Genomic DNA, 15,309 nt, shown 5'->3' on the forward strand with positions numbered 1-15,309 from the left:
CGCTTAAAACAAGCTTTGTTGTGGGTCAATTTGTACAACAGGCTCGCCAATTTCTTTTTTCTTGCCGCGTGGCGCAGGCGTGCCATTGCGGTTTGGATTTCTCGAGCCGTGTTTTTCGTAAACGCGTTTTGATTCCTCCGCAAAACCTTTGCGATGCCTGAATTCGGTAATGTTCGCTCGCGCTTTGGCAATTGCCGTGTCCGGATCAACTATCGGCCAAGGGTAATCCTGGCCTAAAATGCAGGCACATTCTTGTTGAATCAGCTGTGGGGTATTCCAGGGTTCGCCTATCCACGGATCGGGAATATTTTTCAGCTCCGGTATCCAGCGCCGAATAAACACACCCTGAGGGTCGTGGTCTTTGGCCTGTTTCACCGGGTTGTAAATACGCAAGGTGTTGATGCCTGTAACACCTGATTGCATTTGAAATTGTGGGTAGTGAATGCCGGGTTCGTAGTCGAGAAATTCACGCGCCAACATGGGCGCAGTATGCCGCCAATCCAGCCACAACTGGTATGAAGCAAAAGCCACCAGCATGGCACGCATGCGAAAGTTGACCCAACCCGTGGCGCGTAGCATTCGCATGCATGCATCAACCATGGGAAAGCCGGTGCGTCCTTCGATCCACGCCAAAGCTTTGTGATTCTCTTCCGGTGTCAGCTCGGCAAAGTTGCGCATGTTGTTCAAACCGCGGTGCGCGGATCGATATTCAAGCTCAGGTTCGCTTTCCAGTTTCTGAATAAAATGGCAATGCCAGTGCAATCGACTTTCAAATGATTTCAGGGACTGTCGCCACTGCGTTTGAACCTTGGGTGGCAGTGCGCTTTCCGCCAGTTGTTGGCGAGCCTGGCCCAACACTTCAAGCACTTCCCGAATGGAAATTACACCAAAAGCCAGGTAGGGAGAGATGCGCGAGCAGGCTGATTCAGCGCTTAAGGGGCTGGACATCTCGAAGCGGTAATTCATTCCGCGTTCATTTAAAAATTCATTCAGACACGCATGCGCATGTCGCCGACCTCCGCGTTGGCGCAAGGCTTTGTCGCTTAATTGTTTTGGATAAAAGTGCGCAACGTGAGCCCATTGGGGCCAAAGTGATCGGTTCAATTGCGCACAGGGCAGTCCATTTTCTTCAAGCTTTTGTTGCAGGCTTTGCGGAAAATCAAACCAGGTGGCTTGCGAAAGCCCCGAGAAAACGGGTTTGGCTAATACTGGTTTGCGCATGGTTTCGATCCAAAGCTTGCCCCAGTCGTCTCGGTTTCCAAGCCGCCGCACTACTGCATTAGTCGGAAACTCAACCCAGGTTGTGGTGTGTTTTTTGCACCAGGATTTGATTTCTTTGTCTCGCTCAAAGCTGGCCCAGTTGCCCGTTTCTTCGTGGCTGTAAATGCTGAGTTGCTGGCAACACAACGCCAGTGTTTGCAAGGCAACAGGTGCATTGGCTTTGGCCAGCAGCAAAGGCACATGCTCGGGCAATTGCCCCGCTAATTCCTGCAAACATTCACGGGCAAATTCAAAATGTTGGGGAGCACTGTCGGGCTGCTTGATCAGTTTGGGTTCAAGGCAGTACAAGGCCACTACGCAACCATTGCTCTCCTGTGCGGCTGCAATTGCCGCATGCCAGGGGGCATGGTCGCTAAGGCGCAGGTCTTTTTTTAGCCAAACAAGGTGCAGGTGCATGCAGCAAAATCCAAATACCACTGTTTAAGTGTACAGTGTATTTGATTTTACCGCCTTTGCCGAAATTGTTCAAACAAACACACCGCACTGCTGCTGCCCACATTCAGGCTTTCTATGGTGTTGCTTTGTGGAATTCGAATGTGTTCACTGGCGCGGTCAAGCCAGGCTTGGCTTACACCCTGCCCCTCACTGCCAAAAACCCAAACACCCGCAGGTTTCAAATCGGCGTCGAACAAATCAATGCTTTTGGGGTGCAGGCTGGTTACCCGCACGGGTACTTTGAATGTAGCTGATGAAAGTGCTTTCAACAAATCCTGCTCGGGGTAAAGTTGCAAGGTAAACTGGGCGCCCATGCCCGCACGCAGCACTTTGTCGCTCCACACCCAGGCACTGTGGTCGCTCAATGCCACTTGCTGAACCCCGGCCGCAGCACAATTGCGCAACAAAGTACCCACATTGCCGGGGTCTTGAATACCGTCCAGCAAAACAACGTCCTGAGTCAAATTTAGGGCTGCACTTGCATTCACCGGTTTAAAAAAAATCATCGGTCCGGTGGGGGTGCTCAACTTGCTCAGCTTGGAATAAAGGGTATCGCTGAGCACCAGGCAGCGAACTTCCCCATTTTCAAGAACATCGCTCAGGGCTGACATGGTCAACCATTCGGGCTTGTTCAATAAACTTTGAGGAATCCAGATTGATTCAATGTCAACGCCCGGTAAATGCAGCAGCGTTTCAGCAAGATGCAAGCCTTCCGCTGCGGCCAAGCCACTGTTGCGCAAAGCATGGTTGGAGCTCAGCAATTTGATGGCCGCTTTCAACCGTTCATTTTGGGCTGATTCAATGTGCGTGAAATTGCGTTCGTAACTCATGGTCGCCTTTAGAACGACAAGTTCTGTTGCATCCGTTCCAATGCCTCACGCACCGGCCTGAACGATTTTCTGTGAAGCTGCGTAGCCCCATGTTCTGCGAGCAAAGCCATGTGGCGCGCAGTGGGGTAGCCCATGTGAATGTCCAGTTCATATTGCGGGTATTGCAGCGCATGGGTTTTACACCATTCATCTCGGGCAACTTTGGCCAGAATGGATGCGGCTGAAATTGCAGGAACTTTGGTATCGCCTTTTACCACAGCGACTGCCTGATAATCCCATTTGGGTAACTTGTTTCCATCCACCGCAATCAAGCATTGCTCGGGTTTCAGTCCGGCTTGTTCAAGCACTGAATCTACGGCACGCCACATGGCCAACAAACTGGCTTGCAGTATGTTCAAGCGATCAATTTCTTCAACTGTGGCTTGGGCCACTGCACAGGCCTTCGCTTGTTGTTGAATTGCCGCCGCCAGAATGTCGCGTTTTTTCGGGCTAAGGGTTTTTGAACAGGCCAACCCCTCTACCGTGTTGGGTTGGTCCAGCAAGGCCGCACCAGCCACCACCGGGCCACACAGGGGGCCGCGGCCGGCTTCATCCACGCCAATCACCTGTAAGCCACGTTGCAAAGCATAAGCCTGAATTTCTGACCATTCCTGAAACTTAGCCATTCATCACCTGCTGAATGACGCGGCTTGCAATTTCTCCTGAAGGCTTCAACAAACGCTGGTGCTGTTCTGCAAACAGAGTTTGAAGGCGGTCACGGTTGGCATCGTTGTCGAGTTGAAACAGTGCTTTTTCCGCCAGTGCAAGCGGTGTCGCATCGTCTTGCAGCAGTTCGGGCACAGCAAATTCATTCAGCAAAATATTGGGCAAACCCACGAAGGGTTGGTAGCCCTTGCCTTTCATCATTTGGTAGCTTATCCAGGGCATCTTATAGGCAATCACCATGGGTTTGCGGTACATCATGGCCTCGAGTGTCGCGGTGCCGCTGGCCAGCATCACTGCGTCAGCCGCAGCCATACATTCATGAGACTTGCCCTCAATCAATGTCCAGCGGTCCAGCAATTGGGGCGGAATCATGGTTCTGAACATGTCCAGCAATTTGCTGGCCGGTGGCATCGGGGTTACGAACCGCAAGCCCGGTTTTTGCTTGAGTAATTCCACGCAGGCTTGAACGAATTCAGGGCCAATGTGTTTGACCTCGGCACTGCGACTGCCCGGCAATACTGCAAGCAGTTGCCCTTCAGTTTGCAAGCCAAGTTTGCTGCGATAGGCCAATGGGTCGATTGTTTCGGGTACCAGTGCCGCCATGGGGTGGCCAATGTAGGTGGCCGAGATTCCTTCTTTGGCTAAAATTTCAGGCTCGAACGGAAATATGCACAACACATGGCTGCAGGCAGCTTTTATTTTGTGGATGCGCTCCATGCGCCAGGCCCAAATGGATGGGCACACCACATGCACCGTGGGCACCCCACTTTCACGCAAGGCAAGTTCAAGGTTCAAGTTGAAATCGGGGGCATCCACAGCCACAAATACTTTGGGGCGATTGTCTACTGACCAATGCTGAATCAGGTTCTTGCGCATCTTCAGCAAGCGCGGCAAGTGGCGCAAAACCTCGACATAGCCGCGCACCGACAACTCTTCAGAGCCATGTAGGGGCTTTACACCCAAATCGCGAAGCTTGGGCCCCGCAATGCCCTCCATGGCCAGCGTTTGGGTTTGTATCAGATGCGCAATGGCCAAGGCACCTATCCAGTCTCCTGAGGCCTCGCCCACGGCAATGGCCAGGTCCACAGGAGTGGTGGAATATTGTGTGCGGGTATACGCCATGGCTTAACGAATAATGCCGCGGGTGGCTTCGTCAAGAAATGTCTTCATGTAAGCAAGGTGTTGCTTTGCATCGTCGGGCGCAGCGGTGGTCAGCGAATCAATTGCTTCCTTGGCTTCAGCGATGCTTAACCCCTGGCGATAAATTGCCTTGTAGGCCCGTTTGATGTTCAAGATTGCATCGGGTGAAAACCCCCTGCGCTTTAAGCCTTCCGAGTTGATGCCTGCCGGCGCTGCCGGGTAACCCGCTGCCATGACAAAGGGTGGTACGTCTTGCATCAGTTTGGTTTGAAAGGCAGTCATGGCATGGTCGCCCACGCGAATGAATTGGTGCACGCCGCTCATGCCGCCCAGAATAACCCAGTCGCCAATAATGACGTGACCGGCCAGTTGCACGCTGTTGGCGATGATGGTGTTGCTACCAATGTGGCAGTCGTGCGCAATGTGCACATAGGCCATAATCCAGTTGTCATTGGCCATGGTGGTTTTGCCGCCATCTTGCACTGTGCCGGTGTTAAAGGTGCAGTATTCGCGAACAGTGTTGCGGTCCCCAATAATCAGTTTGGTGGGTTCGCCTTTGTATTTTTTGTCTTGTGGGTCGCCGCCAATGGTGGCTGAGCCATGAAACACATTGTCTTCACCAATGGTGGTGTGGCCGCTGATGATCATGTGCGGGCCAATTTTGGTACGGGCTCCAATTTTTACATTGGGTCCGATGACGGAGAACGGACCTACTTCCACTGTGCTGTCGAGTTCAGCCTTGGGGTCAACAATCGCAGATGCATGTATGGGCATTAACGTGTTCCTTACACTTCGCGGGCCGTGCACATCAAGTCAGCAAGCGCGACCACATTGCCATCCACAAGCGCTTTCGCAGCGTATTTCCAGATACCGCGCGAAACACGCTCCACCTGAACATCCAGCATCAGTACATCACCAGGCACCACCGGGCGTTTGAATCGACAATTGTCGATTCCCACGAAGTAATACACCAGGTTTTTGTCGGGCGCTGCTTCCATGGATTTGAACGACAAAAGGCCTGCAGCCTGTGCCAACGCTTCCATGATCAACACACCCGGCATCACCGGATGAATCGGAAAGTGACCGGGAAAAAAGGGCTCGTTGTAGCTCACGTTTTTCTGAGCCAGAATTCGAACATTGGGTTCGAGTTCAAGCACTCGATCCACGAGCACAAAAGGGTAACGGTGCGGCAAATTTTCCAAAATGCCTTTGATGTCCATAACTGGCGTATTCATAGCTTCTGAGTTCACACTTTTAAATTTGGGTTTATTGTTATTTCAGCTTGTTTTTCAACTCACGCACATCACTGCGCAGTTTTAATAATTGTTTGAGAGTCACCGCAGTTTTCTCCCAATCCTTGTGTTCTTGCAGTGGGAAAATTCCAGTGTAGGCGCCCGGCTCCTTGATGCTGCTCATGACCACTGAGGCCCCGGAAACATGGGTACCATCCGGAATATTGAGGTGACCAAACACCATGGCCGCCCCACCCACCGTACAGCGCGCACCAATACTGGTACTGCCTGCGATACCCACGCAGCCAGCCATGGCAGAGTGATCCCCTACCGTGACATTGTGAGCGATCTGGATTTGATTATCCAGTTTTACCCCAAAACCAATCAGGGTGTCGTCCAGCGCACCCCTGTCGATGGTGGTGTTCGCACCAATCTCAACATGGTCAGCAACAAGTACCCGGCCTACCTGCGGAATTTTGACCCATGCTCCTTTTTCATTCGCAAAGCCAAAACCATCCGCACCGATCACTACCCCAGCGTGCACAATGCAATGCGAGCCTATCGTGCATTCGTCGTACACCGTAGCATTCGGATAAATGCGAGTATTGGCCCCCACTTCAACATGGTTGCCCAGCACCACGCCTGCTTCAATTCGACTGCCATCACCCACTTTGGCATGGGCACCGATCACGCAATTTGCTGCAATCATGGCGCTGGGCGCAATGGTAGCGCTTGGGTCTACAACCGCACGCGGATGAATGCCGGGTTGTGGCTTGAATTCACTGTGGGCCACCCACCATTGTTGTAATTTGGCGTAGTACAGGTAGGGGTCGCTGACCAGCCATGCCACCGGAGTAGTCACGGTGCCTGAACTTTCTTTCAAAAATTGGCAAAGGGATTCAAACTGCGATTCGCGGACCAGAACCACTGCCGCTTTCGTAGAAAGCAGTTGATCGCGAAACTTGGGATTGGCCAGAAAGCCGAGGTGCTTTCCCCCGGCTTTTTCAAGTGGCTGAATTCCGGCAAGCTGTATGTCGCCAGAGACCACAGAATCATCACCAAACGAAGCCAGTCTGCCGCCAAATTGCTCAAGCAAGGTGCTGAGCTTCGTCTCAATGAAATTCATTGACGCGATTTACTTCGCATTGTCCAAGCTGCTGAGCACTTGGTCAGTGATGTCGATGCGCTTGTTGGCATAAACAGCTTCCTGGAAAATGATGTCGTAATTTTCCTTTTCTGCGATTTGACGGATTACACGGTTTGCGCGCTCCACCAACTCACCCACCACTTGGTTTTTGCGTTGGGCCAGATCTTCTTCAAACTCGCGACGCTTGCGCTGGAAATCACGGTCCATCTCTGCCAGGTCCCGTTGACGACGAACCTTCTCGGCCTCAGGCAGGGTAATGGCGTCTTTGTCGAGTTTGGTGGCCTCGGCCTTCACCTTGGTGGCCAAGTCTTCCAGTTCTTTCTGGCGCTTGGAAAAGTCACGTTCGAGCTTCTTTTGAGACTCAACAGCAAATTTGGAATCGCGCAAGATACGCTCGGTGTTTACAAAACCAATTTTGGTCGCTGCTTGGGCGTGGGACATGGTTGGCAACACAACAGCCAGCGACAAAACACCACCAATCAACAATTTTTTCACACTATTCAAAACCATTCTCCAATATTTGTTCGAATTTAGAAGCCTGTACCAATCGTGAACTGAACACGTTGGGTTTCGTCCTGTGGCTCGCGGTTCAGCGGTACACCCAAGCTGAACTTCAATGGCCCAACTGGGGACAACCAGGAAATACCGACACCGGTTGAGTAGCGCAATTCTCCAAACTTGACTTTCTCATTGGTCTGGAAAACATTGCCCGCGTCCAGGAATGTAAATGCCCGGAAGGTGCGGTCTTTCGACATACCCGGAATCGGGAAGAAAAACTCTGCATTGGCAATAACGCGCTTGGAGCCGCCAATGGGTACATTGTCCGCATCACGAGGGCCCAAGGTGGACGAGCGATAACCACGAACCGTGCCAATACCACCGGCGTATACATTGCGGAAAATCGGATAAGGCGAGTCACCCAGACCGAAACCACCAGTGATTTCGCCATTCAGCGCCAAGGTGTAAAGCTTGCCAATCGGAAAGTAGAACTGTTCCTGATAGGTTGTGCGAATGAATTCCTGATCGCCCAATGGTGTTGCATATTCAGCGGTCAATCGGGTTACCCGGCCACGTGTTGGCGCAATGGCTGAATCTCGAGAATCAAACGAGTAGCCCGCATTCAACAATACCGCATAGCTTGAATTGCCGAAATCATTGACATAGCGACGGAAACGGTCAGGGCTGAATTGCCCAACTTCAAGATCTGTACCTTCGTAACCAGCACCGAATGAAATTCGCTCGAATTCACTGATTGGGTAGCCAAAACGCAGGCCTGCACCAGTGGTTTCAATGATGTAGTCACCCAGATTCAACTCGCTGGGGTCGGTGCGGCGGTTGTACACCTCGAAACTGCGTGAAACACCATCAATGGTGAAGTACGGGTCTGTTTGTGAGAATGAAATTGTGCGGTTCACCTTGCTGGTGTTCAACTCCAGGCCCACCGTTTTACCAGTTCCAAACAGGTTTTGCTGCTGAATGGCGGCTGATAGCACCAAGCTGTCAGTACTAGAAATACCGGCACCCAGCAAAAGATTGCCTGTCGGTTTTTCCTCAACCTGCATGTTCACGTCGATTTGATCCGAGGTGCCTGGTACGGGTTGGGTTTCGATATCAACGTTGGAGAAATAACCCAAGCGGTCAACACGCTCTTTGGACAACTGAATTTTCCGGGAGTCGTACCAGGAAGACTCAAATTGACGGAATTCACGGCGAATAACTTCGTCTTTGGTGCGAGTGTTGCCACCCACGTTCATGCGACGAACATACACACGTTTGCCGGTGTCCACGGCCATGTTGATGTTCACCACGCGTTTTTCGCGGTCAAGATCGGGAATCACGTTGGCATTTGCAAATGCATAGCCGTAGTTACCCAAGCGGTCTTGAATGGCTTTGGAGCTATCAGTCAACAACTCGCCATTGAAGGTTTCGCCTTTTTTCATCTTGATCAGGGAACGCAATTCATCATCGCGACCCAGCAACTGACCAGTCAGTTCGATGTCACCGAAGGTGAATTTCTGACCTTCCTTGATGGTGATGGTAATGAAAATGTCTTGCTTGTTCGGCGCAATTTGAACCTGGGTATTTTCGATGTTGAAATCGGCATAGCCGCGGTTCAGGTAAAAAGAGCGCAGCTTTTCAATGTCGCCGCTTAACTTTTGCCTTGAATACTGATCATTCTTGCTGTACCACGACATAAAGCCGCCGGTGCTGAGTTCAAACTCCTCAAGCAACTCCTCTTCCTCAAAGTCCTTGGCACCCAGAATTTTAAGCTGCTTGATGGATGCAGACTCGCCTTCATCCACGTTGAATGTAATTCCAACACGGTTACGGGCCAGCTGATCCACCCGGGTTTGAACCTGCGCACCGTATTTGCTGCGCGAAAGGTACTGGCGCTTCAATTCTTGCTCGGCCTTGTCAAGCAGCGACTTGTCAAAAATGAGGGATTCGCCGATACCGACACCCTTCAGCGCCTCTTTCAGCGTTTCTTTGTCAAATTCTTTCGTGCCGTTGATTTCTACGGAAGCGATTGCCGGGCGTTCAACCACGGTTACCACCAACACATCGCCTTTTGCAGAAATTTTGACATCTTCAAAAAAGCCGGTTGCAAAAAGCGAACGAATGGCCTGCAAAGCTTTTTCGTCGGTAAATGTGTCACCCACGCGAATAGGCAGGTAACTAAATACCGTGCCCGCCTCAGTGCGGCGCAAGCCCTCTACCTCGATGTCTTTCACCACAAACTGGGTTGCCTGGGCATGCACAACACCCACCGACAAAGCACAGGTGGCCACGACTGGGTAAACCAAGCGCGCTGGAAACAGAGTACTTCTTATTGTCATTCAGATCGTTCCTACCAGCCCCGTCAGGCTGGAACCAATATATGAAGGCCTTTAGAAAATTAGCCTTTGAATATCATTAAAAAAAGCAACACTGGTCAATATGCCAATCAGCAAAATACCCAGTTTTTGACCTCGAATTTGCCAAACTTCATCGACTGGCTTGCCTATGACGATTTCGGCCAAATAATACATCAAGTGCCCACCATCCAAGAGGGGGATCGGCAAAAGATTCAAAATGCCTAGGCTAACAGAAACCATGGCCAGAAAACCGAAAAAAGGAAGAATCCCGAGGCTCGATGATTGTCCTGCTGCTGAAGCAATGGAGACTGGCCCGCTGAGGTGCTCCCACGACAAGTCGCCTGTCACCATTTTACCCAAAGCGACCAGCGAAAATACGCTGACCTCCACCATTCGACCGGTGCCTTCAACGATCGATTCGAGTGGATTCAGTGGATTGTTCACGATCACCGACTCGCCGCCGATCGACAGGCCCAGACGACCAATGGTTTCGCCATTTTCAAGTTGGGTTTTCTCAGGCACGGCCAGCACAGTGATGTCTTGATCGTTGCGGCGAATGCGCACGCTGGTTTCCTGTGCGGGGCGGTCTTTGATCAGGCTGGTAAATTGGGCCGATGTTTCAACAGCAATACCATCGACGCTGAGCAACTGGTCATTGGCAAGAAACCCTGCCGCAGCAGCAGCACTGCCCTCGCCCACAGCCCTGACCAGCACACTTTTTTCGATGGGAGAAAAACCAAGTTCACGCGCCAATGAGGGGCCCAATTCAGCATCCACCTCGGCGGACGGAACTGGATCCAGAAACAGCTCGTAGCCCCCGCGATTCACTTTGATCGACAGGTCATCCCGGAAAAGTCTAGCCTTGATCAAGGCCCAAGACACTTCATTCCAGTTCTTGGTCTGGTCGCCATTGACTTCCTTGATTTCATCGCCTCCCATCAAACCCGCGTTGGCGGCAATTGAATTTGGGGTTGGCTCGGAAACCTGCGTGGCGAGACCCATGGGCTGCATGTAAGCCAAAAAGCCGTAAATTAACGCAGCCAGAATAAGATTCGCCAAAGGGCCAGCCAAAACAATGGCAATGCGCTGGCCAACGGGTTTGCGGTTGAATGCTTCTGAGAGATCAATGTCGTGGCCCTTCAAGCTGTCCGGGTCTCGTTCGTCGAGCATGCGCACATACCCGCCCAAGGGAATCCAGGACACAGTCCATTCCACTTTGGTTTTTCGATTGATCCATCTGAATATGGGTTTGCCAAAACCGACCGAAAACCGGATTACGCGCACGCCATAAAAACGGGCCACTGAATAGTGGCCATATTCATGAATGAAAACCAGTATGCCAAGGGCAATCAGGAACGAAACAATTGAATTCAGCATTTAAATCCTGCGTTTAAAACTTTCCAGTGCATTCGGTTGCAAAAGCACGCACTTCGCTGTCCAGTGCAAAAGCATCGTCCAGGTTGGCAATCGACGTTGAAGCAAAACGGGCCATACACATCTGCGTCAGCTTCACAATGTCCATATAAGCAATCTTTTCATTCAAAAACAAGTCCACGGCAATTTCATTGGCTGCATTGAACACTGGCGCCATGGTGTCGGGTTTTTCAAGCACTTCAAAAGCCAACTTCAACATGGGGAAACGACTCAAGTCGACTTCCTCAAAGTCCAGCTTGCCCAAGGCTGCCAAATTAAGGCGTGGCGAGCCCGACTCAATTCGGTCTGGAAGGCCCAATACATGCGCAATCGGAGTTCGCATGTCTGGGCAGCCCAGTTGTGCCAACATGCTGCCGTCTTTGTATTCGACCAGCGAGTGAACAATCGATTGCGGGTGAACCAGCACGGACAGTTGACTGGCAGGCAAACCGAAAAGCCACAACGCCTCGATCAACTCCAGGCCCTTGTTCGCCATGGTGGCACTGTCTACCGAGATTTTTCGTCCCATCACCCAGTTCGGATGTGCAATGGCTTGGGCAGGACTGACTTGAGAAAGTTCCGCAAGGTTTTTGTTTCTGAAAGGGCCTCCAGATGCAGTCAGAACCAGTCTTTCAATGCCAAACTCGCCCGCCCTGCTCAAATCGTAATTGGCAGGCAAGCACTGGTAAATCGCATTGTGCTCAGAATCGACAGGCAAAATTGTGGCGCCCGAGCGCAAGCAGGCCTGAATCATGAACTGCCCGGCAAGCACGAGCGACTCTTTGTTGGCCAACAGCACCCTTTTCCCGGCCTGCAAGGCACTAAGCGTTGGTTTAAGGCCGGCAGAACCCACAATGGCAGCAACCACAATGTCGACTTGGTCGCTTTGGCAAAGCAGCTCAAGATCACTTTGACCGCCAATTTCGGGAATGTAGCCCAGTTGCTCGCAAAGCCTGGCGCTGTAACCCAAGGTGTGCCACTGATCCAGTGCATCGGGGTCACAAATGATCAATGCTTGGGGGCGGTGCGTACAGGCTTGCGCAAACAACAGTTCAATGTTTTTGCCAGCAGCAAGACCATAAACCTGAAAACGTTCAGGGTGCCTTGCGACCACGTCAAGGGTGTTGACACCAATGGTGCCCGTGGCACCCAGAATTAGTAGTTTTTGCAAATCCATTGTCCAACTCAAGCCACAATTGCACTGACCAGCAAAATTGCCAGGGGCAGCACGGGCAGCTGCGCATCTATTCGGTCCAGTACGCCGCCGTGGCCTGGCAACAGCTGACTGCTGTCCTTCAGGCCTGCCCTGCGTTTCAGCATGGACTCAAACAAGTCACCTACCACGCTGTAGGCGCTCAACACCACCAGCCAGAATGTGAATACCATGGGATGCCACCGGTCAAAGGCCATGGCCTGCCAGGTCTGCTCCAGCTCGGGATAAGTGCCGGCCAGAAAAACGACAATCCAGCTGAGTGCCACCACGCTGAATGCACCCCCAATTGCACCTTCCCAACTTTTTCCCGGTGAAATTCGGGGAGCAAGTTTGCGTTTGCCAAATGTTTTTCCGAAGAAATAGGCAAAAATATCGGCTGCAAAGCAAATAGCAATGGCACTTAGCAGAAATACAATGCCGTGGGTTTTGGTGATCACCAAGGCCAAACCCGCCGCACCGATCAGCACATAGCCTACAAAGCCGTACAGGTTTTTGTTGGCCAATATGCCAACAGACACGTTGCGCAGGCACCAGGGTGCAAAAGCAACCCAGAATATGCTGGCCAGGGCAAGCAAGGGAAACGCTTGTGTTTGAAGATTGATCAGGCGCTCAATCACGACACAGAGTACACCGCCAGCAATGGCGTAAACCACAGCCTTCCCGGGTTCGAAAAGGCCCAGCCTGGCCCACTCCCAAAATGCGCCAACAAGCACTGTCAATACGAAAAGATTCCAGCCGATTTCGCCGCCATACAACAGAACCACCAGCAACACGATCAGCAGGACTACAGCCGTGATCACACGCGTTCTAAGCATGATTTGTCTCAATTAGGAACTTGGTCACTGGGCGGATTGCCGAACATTGGCCACAGGCGGCTGAATTTGTTCGGAGGTTCGACCAAAGCGTCGTTCTCTGTTGTTATAGGAATCAATGGCCTCCAGCAACATCGGTTTGCCGAAATCTGGCCAAAATTTGTCCGTGAAATAAAACTCAGTGTACGCCAACTGCCACAACAGGAAATTGGATACCCTTTGTTCCCCGCCAGTGCGGATAAACAGATCAGGTTCTGGACTGCCCTGTAGGCACAGGTGCCTTGAAAGATCGGTTTCCGAAATTTGGTCCGGATTGTTTGCCAATTCCGGATTGCTTTTCAGCATGTTCTTGGTGGCCTGGAGAATATCCCACCGACCACCGTAATTGGCCGCTATGTTTAGAAACAAGCGGTTGTTGTCTTTGGTGAGTTCTTGAGCCGAGGCAATCGCTGCCTGCAGTTCAGGCTCAAACGCCGTGGTGTCGCCAATAATTCGAAGGCAAATGTTTTCCCGGTGCATGGCCTCGACGTCTTTGCGCAAGACGCGTATGAACAAACGCATCAGCAAGGTGACTTCCTCGGGGGGCCTGCGCCAGTTCTCGGAGGAAAAGGCAAACAGGGTGAGGTGTTCCACGCCAAGCTCGCAACAGGCTTGAACGGTGCGCTTGACCGCATCTACACCACGCTTGTGCCCCGCGAACCGGGGCATGAGGCGACTTTTTGCCCAACGGCCGTTTCCATCCATCACGATTGCGACGTGCTTTGGAATGTTGGATGTGCTGGGCACATCCAGAGTTGAGCTGGTGTAGACGGTCATGAATGACTTAAACCGTCATGATTTCGGCTTCTTTGGACTGTAATACCTGATCGACTTCAGCCACAAATTTGTCGGTCAATTTTTGAACGTCGGCCTGTGCGCGGCGCTCGTCATCCTCAGAAATTTCTTTGTCATTGACCAAGCGTTTCAACGCCTCGTTGGCGTCACGACGCAGATTACGAATGGCCACCTTGGTTTGCTCGCCCTCGCCTTTGATGAACTTGGTCAACTCTTTACGACGCTCTTCAGTGAGCGCGGGCATTGGCACGCGAATGGTTTCGCCCATGGACGCCGGGTTCAGGCCGAGGTCAGATTCACGAATGGCTTTTTCCACGGCGTTGGCCATGTTCTTTTCCCACGGCTGAACCACGATGGTGCGCGCATCAGCAAGGCTCAGGTTGGCAACTTGCGATATTGGAACCATGGAACCGTAATAATCAACCTGTACGTGGTCCAAAATGCCAGTGTGGGCACGGCCAGTGCGTACCTTTTGCAGGTCGGTTTTCAGGGATTCGATGGATTTCACCATCTTTTCTTCAGTGGTTTTTCGAATGTTTGCAACGCTCATGATTAAACTCTCACTGCCTTGTTGGATTAATTAGTGGATCAATTAGTCGATTGAATGGCCAGTTAGTTACATGTGCACCAAAGTGCCCTCGTTTTCACCCCCAACGGCGCGGTGTAATGCGCCCGGCTTGTTGATGGAAAATACCCGAATAGGAAGCTTTTGGTCGCGACACAAGGCAAACGCAGTGGCATCCATGACTTCAAGATTCTTGGAAATCGCTTCGTTGAATGAAATTCTCTCGTAGCGGGTTGCGGTGGGGTCTTTGTTGGGGTCAGCGGTGTAGATGCCGTCCACTTTCGTGGCTTTCAGCACCACCTCGGCGCCAATTTCCGAACCACGCAAGGCAGCCGCAGTGTCGGTTGTGAAAAATGGGTTGCCTGTGCCGGCCGCAAAGATGACCACTTTGCCTTCTTCAAGGTATCGGATCGCTTTGGGTCGAATGTAGGGTTCAACAACCTGCTCAATGTTCAGCGCCGATTGAACCCTGGCCTCAACCCCGGCACGCCGGAAAGCGTCTTGCAATGCCAATGCGTTCATCACAGTGGCCATCATGCCCATGTAGTCGGCAGTGGCTCTGTCCATGCCGGCTGCACCGGGGGCAATTCCCCGAAAAATATTGCCACCACCAATAACAACTGCCAACTCCACACCCGATGCGGAGACTTCTGCAACTTCAGCAACCATTCTTTCAATGGTTTGACGGTTGATGCCGTAGGAGTCTTCGCCCATCAGGGCTTCGCCTGACAATTTGAGTAACACACGTTTGTATGCTGCCATTCAAGCCTCTTGTTGGATCATTGTCAGGATTCTATAACGTAAAGCACAGAACTTCGTAGACGTGCAAATAAAAAGGGGCTTCCCG

The 15,309-nt window shown here is 51.8% G+C and carries 15 protein-coding genes; all 15 read right to left on the reverse strand.

Annotation, left to right across the window (positions count from 1 at the left end; genetic code table 11):
- Positions 1-3: 3 nt before the first annotated feature.
- Positions 4-1,677, reverse strand: coding sequence for a cryptochrome/deoxyribodipyrimidine photo-lyase family protein (locus FCS97_RS07500; RefSeq protein WP_212746458.1), 1,674 nt, complete (start codon positions 1,675-1,677; stop codon positions 4-6).
- A 47-nt stretch (positions 1,678-1,724) separates the two neighbouring features.
- Entirely contained in the window at positions 1,725-2,546 is an 822-nt protein-coding gene (locus tag FCS97_RS07505; RefSeq protein ID WP_138517846.1) for a TrmH family RNA methyltransferase, read from the reverse strand.
- An 8-nt stretch (positions 2,547-2,554) separates the two neighbouring features.
- A complete protein-coding gene (locus tag FCS97_RS07510) occupies positions 2,555-3,211 on the reverse strand; it encodes a ribonuclease HII (protein ID WP_138517847.1) in 657 nt (218 codons plus the stop codon).
- The gene (lpxB, locus tag FCS97_RS07515; protein ID WP_138517848.1) at positions 3,204-4,373 is read right to left on the reverse strand and encodes a lipid-A-disaccharide synthase; all 1,170 of its coding nucleotides are present in this window, start codon (positions 4,371-4,373) and stop codon (positions 3,204-3,206) included. The genes FCS97_RS07510 and lpxB overlap by 8 nt, the downstream gene beginning before the upstream one ends.
- Positions 4,374-4,376: 3 nt before the next feature.
- Positions 4,377-5,165, reverse strand: a complete 789-nt coding sequence (gene lpxA / locus FCS97_RS07520; protein WP_138517849.1) for an acyl-ACP--UDP-N-acetylglucosamine O-acyltransferase — start codon at positions 5,163-5,165, stop codon at positions 4,377-4,379.
- Positions 5,166-5,176: 11 nt separating this feature from the next.
- Positions 5,177-5,626 carry a 3-hydroxyacyl-ACP dehydratase FabZ gene (gene fabZ, locus FCS97_RS07525; protein ID WP_232222716.1) on the reverse strand — a complete coding sequence of 150 codons (450 nt, stop codon included), beginning with the start codon at positions 5,624-5,626 and terminating at the stop codon, positions 5,177-5,179.
- A gap of 37 nt (positions 5,627-5,663) precedes the next feature.
- Positions 5,664-6,749: a UDP-3-O-(3-hydroxymyristoyl)glucosamine N-acyltransferase gene (lpxD, locus tag FCS97_RS07530; RefSeq protein ID WP_138517850.1), complete on the reverse strand. Its 1,086-nt coding sequence runs from the start codon at positions 6,747-6,749 to the stop codon at positions 5,664-5,666.
- A gap of 9 nt (positions 6,750-6,758) precedes the next feature.
- A complete protein-coding gene (locus FCS97_RS07535) occupies positions 6,759-7,280 on the reverse strand; it encodes an OmpH/Skp family outer membrane protein (protein WP_138517851.1) in 522 nt (173 codons plus the stop codon).
- A 20-nt stretch (positions 7,281-7,300) separates the two neighbouring features.
- A complete protein-coding gene (gene bamA / locus FCS97_RS07540; RefSeq protein WP_138517852.1) occupies positions 7,301-9,607 on the reverse strand; it encodes an outer membrane protein assembly factor BamA in 2,307 nt (768 codons plus the stop codon).
- A 51-nt stretch (positions 9,608-9,658) separates the two neighbouring features.
- Positions 9,659-11,002 (reverse strand): RIP metalloprotease RseP, encoded by a 1,344-nt coding sequence (gene rseP, locus FCS97_RS07545; protein ID WP_138517853.1) that lies wholly within the window; start codon positions 11,000-11,002, stop codon positions 9,659-9,661.
- A gap of 13 nt (positions 11,003-11,015) precedes the next feature.
- The gene (gene dxr / locus FCS97_RS07550) at positions 11,016-12,215 is read right to left on the reverse strand and encodes a 1-deoxy-D-xylulose-5-phosphate reductoisomerase (protein WP_138517854.1); all 1,200 of its coding nucleotides are present in this window, start codon (positions 12,213-12,215) and stop codon (positions 11,016-11,018) included.
- Positions 12,216-12,223: 8 nt separating this feature from the next.
- Entirely contained in the window at positions 12,224-13,066 is an 843-nt protein-coding gene (locus tag FCS97_RS07555) for a phosphatidate cytidylyltransferase (protein WP_138517855.1), read from the reverse strand.
- Between the two features lie 24 nt (positions 13,067-13,090).
- On the reverse strand, positions 13,091-13,879 hold the full coding sequence (locus FCS97_RS07560) for an undecaprenyl pyrophosphate synthase (protein ID WP_138517856.1): 789 nt from the start codon (positions 13,877-13,879) through the stop codon (positions 13,091-13,093).
- A 7-nt stretch (positions 13,880-13,886) separates the two neighbouring features.
- Positions 13,887-14,447, reverse strand: coding sequence for a ribosome recycling factor (gene frr / locus FCS97_RS07565; protein ID WP_138517857.1), 561 nt, complete (start codon positions 14,445-14,447; stop codon positions 13,887-13,889).
- Between the two features lie 66 nt (positions 14,448-14,513).
- A complete protein-coding gene (pyrH, locus tag FCS97_RS07570) occupies positions 14,514-15,224 on the reverse strand; it encodes a UMP kinase (protein ID WP_138517858.1) in 711 nt (236 codons plus the stop codon).
- Positions 15,225-15,309 lie beyond the last annotated feature (85 nt).

Source organism: Limnobacter alexandrii (assembly GCF_005871185.1).
Taxonomy (GTDB): Bacteria; Pseudomonadota; Gammaproteobacteria; order Burkholderiales; family Burkholderiaceae_B; genus Limnobacter; species Limnobacter alexandrii.

Bases quoted from the DNA above. Each gene is read 5' to 3' on its own strand.
- FCS97_RS07500 (WP_212746458.1), bottom strand. From the start codon at position 1,677: ATGCACCTGCACCTTGTTTGGCTAAAAAAAGACCTGCGCCTTAGCGAC.
- FCS97_RS07505 (WP_138517846.1), bottom strand. From the start codon at position 2,546: ATGAGTTACGAACGCAATTTCACGCACATTGAATCAGCCCAAAATGAA.
- FCS97_RS07510 (WP_138517847.1), bottom strand. From the start codon at position 3,211: ATGGCTAAGTTTCAGGAATGGTCAGAAATTCAGGCTTATGCTTTGCAA.
- lpxB (WP_138517848.1), bottom strand. From the start codon at position 4,373: ATGGCGTATACCCGCACACAATATTCCACCACTCCTGTGGACCTGGCC.
- lpxA (WP_138517849.1), bottom strand. From the start codon at position 5,165: ATGCCCATACATGCATCTGCGATTGTTGACCCCAAGGCTGAACTCGAC.
- fabZ (WP_232222716.1), bottom strand. From the start codon at position 5,626: ATGAATACGCCAGTTATGGACATCAAAGGCATTTTGGAAAATTTGCCG.
- lpxD (WP_138517850.1), bottom strand. From the start codon at position 6,749: ATGAATTTCATTGAGACGAAGCTCAGCACCTTGCTTGAGCAATTTGGC.
- FCS97_RS07535 (WP_138517851.1), bottom strand. From the start codon at position 7,280: ATGGTTTTGAATAGTGTGAAAAAATTGTTGATTGGTGGTGTTTTGTCG.
- bamA (WP_138517852.1), bottom strand. From the start codon at position 9,607: ATGACAATAAGAAGTACTCTGTTTCCAGCGCGCTTGGTTTACCCAGTC.
- rseP (WP_138517853.1), bottom strand. From the start codon at position 11,002: ATGCTGAATTCAATTGTTTCGTTCCTGATTGCCCTTGGCATACTGGTT.
- dxr (WP_138517854.1), bottom strand. From the start codon at position 12,215: ATGGATTTGCAAAAACTACTAATTCTGGGTGCCACGGGCACCATTGGT.
- FCS97_RS07555 (WP_138517855.1), bottom strand. From the start codon at position 13,066: ATGCTTAGAACGCGTGTGATCACGGCTGTAGTCCTGCTGATCGTGTTG.
- FCS97_RS07560 (WP_138517856.1), bottom strand. From the start codon at position 13,879: ATGACCGTCTACACCAGCTCAACTCTGGATGTGCCCAGCACATCCAAC.
- frr (WP_138517857.1), bottom strand. From the start codon at position 14,447: ATGAGCGTTGCAAACATTCGAAAAACCACTGAAGAAAAGATGGTGAAA.
- pyrH (WP_138517858.1), bottom strand. From the start codon at position 15,224: ATGGCAGCATACAAACGTGTGTTACTCAAATTGTCAGGCGAAGCCCTG.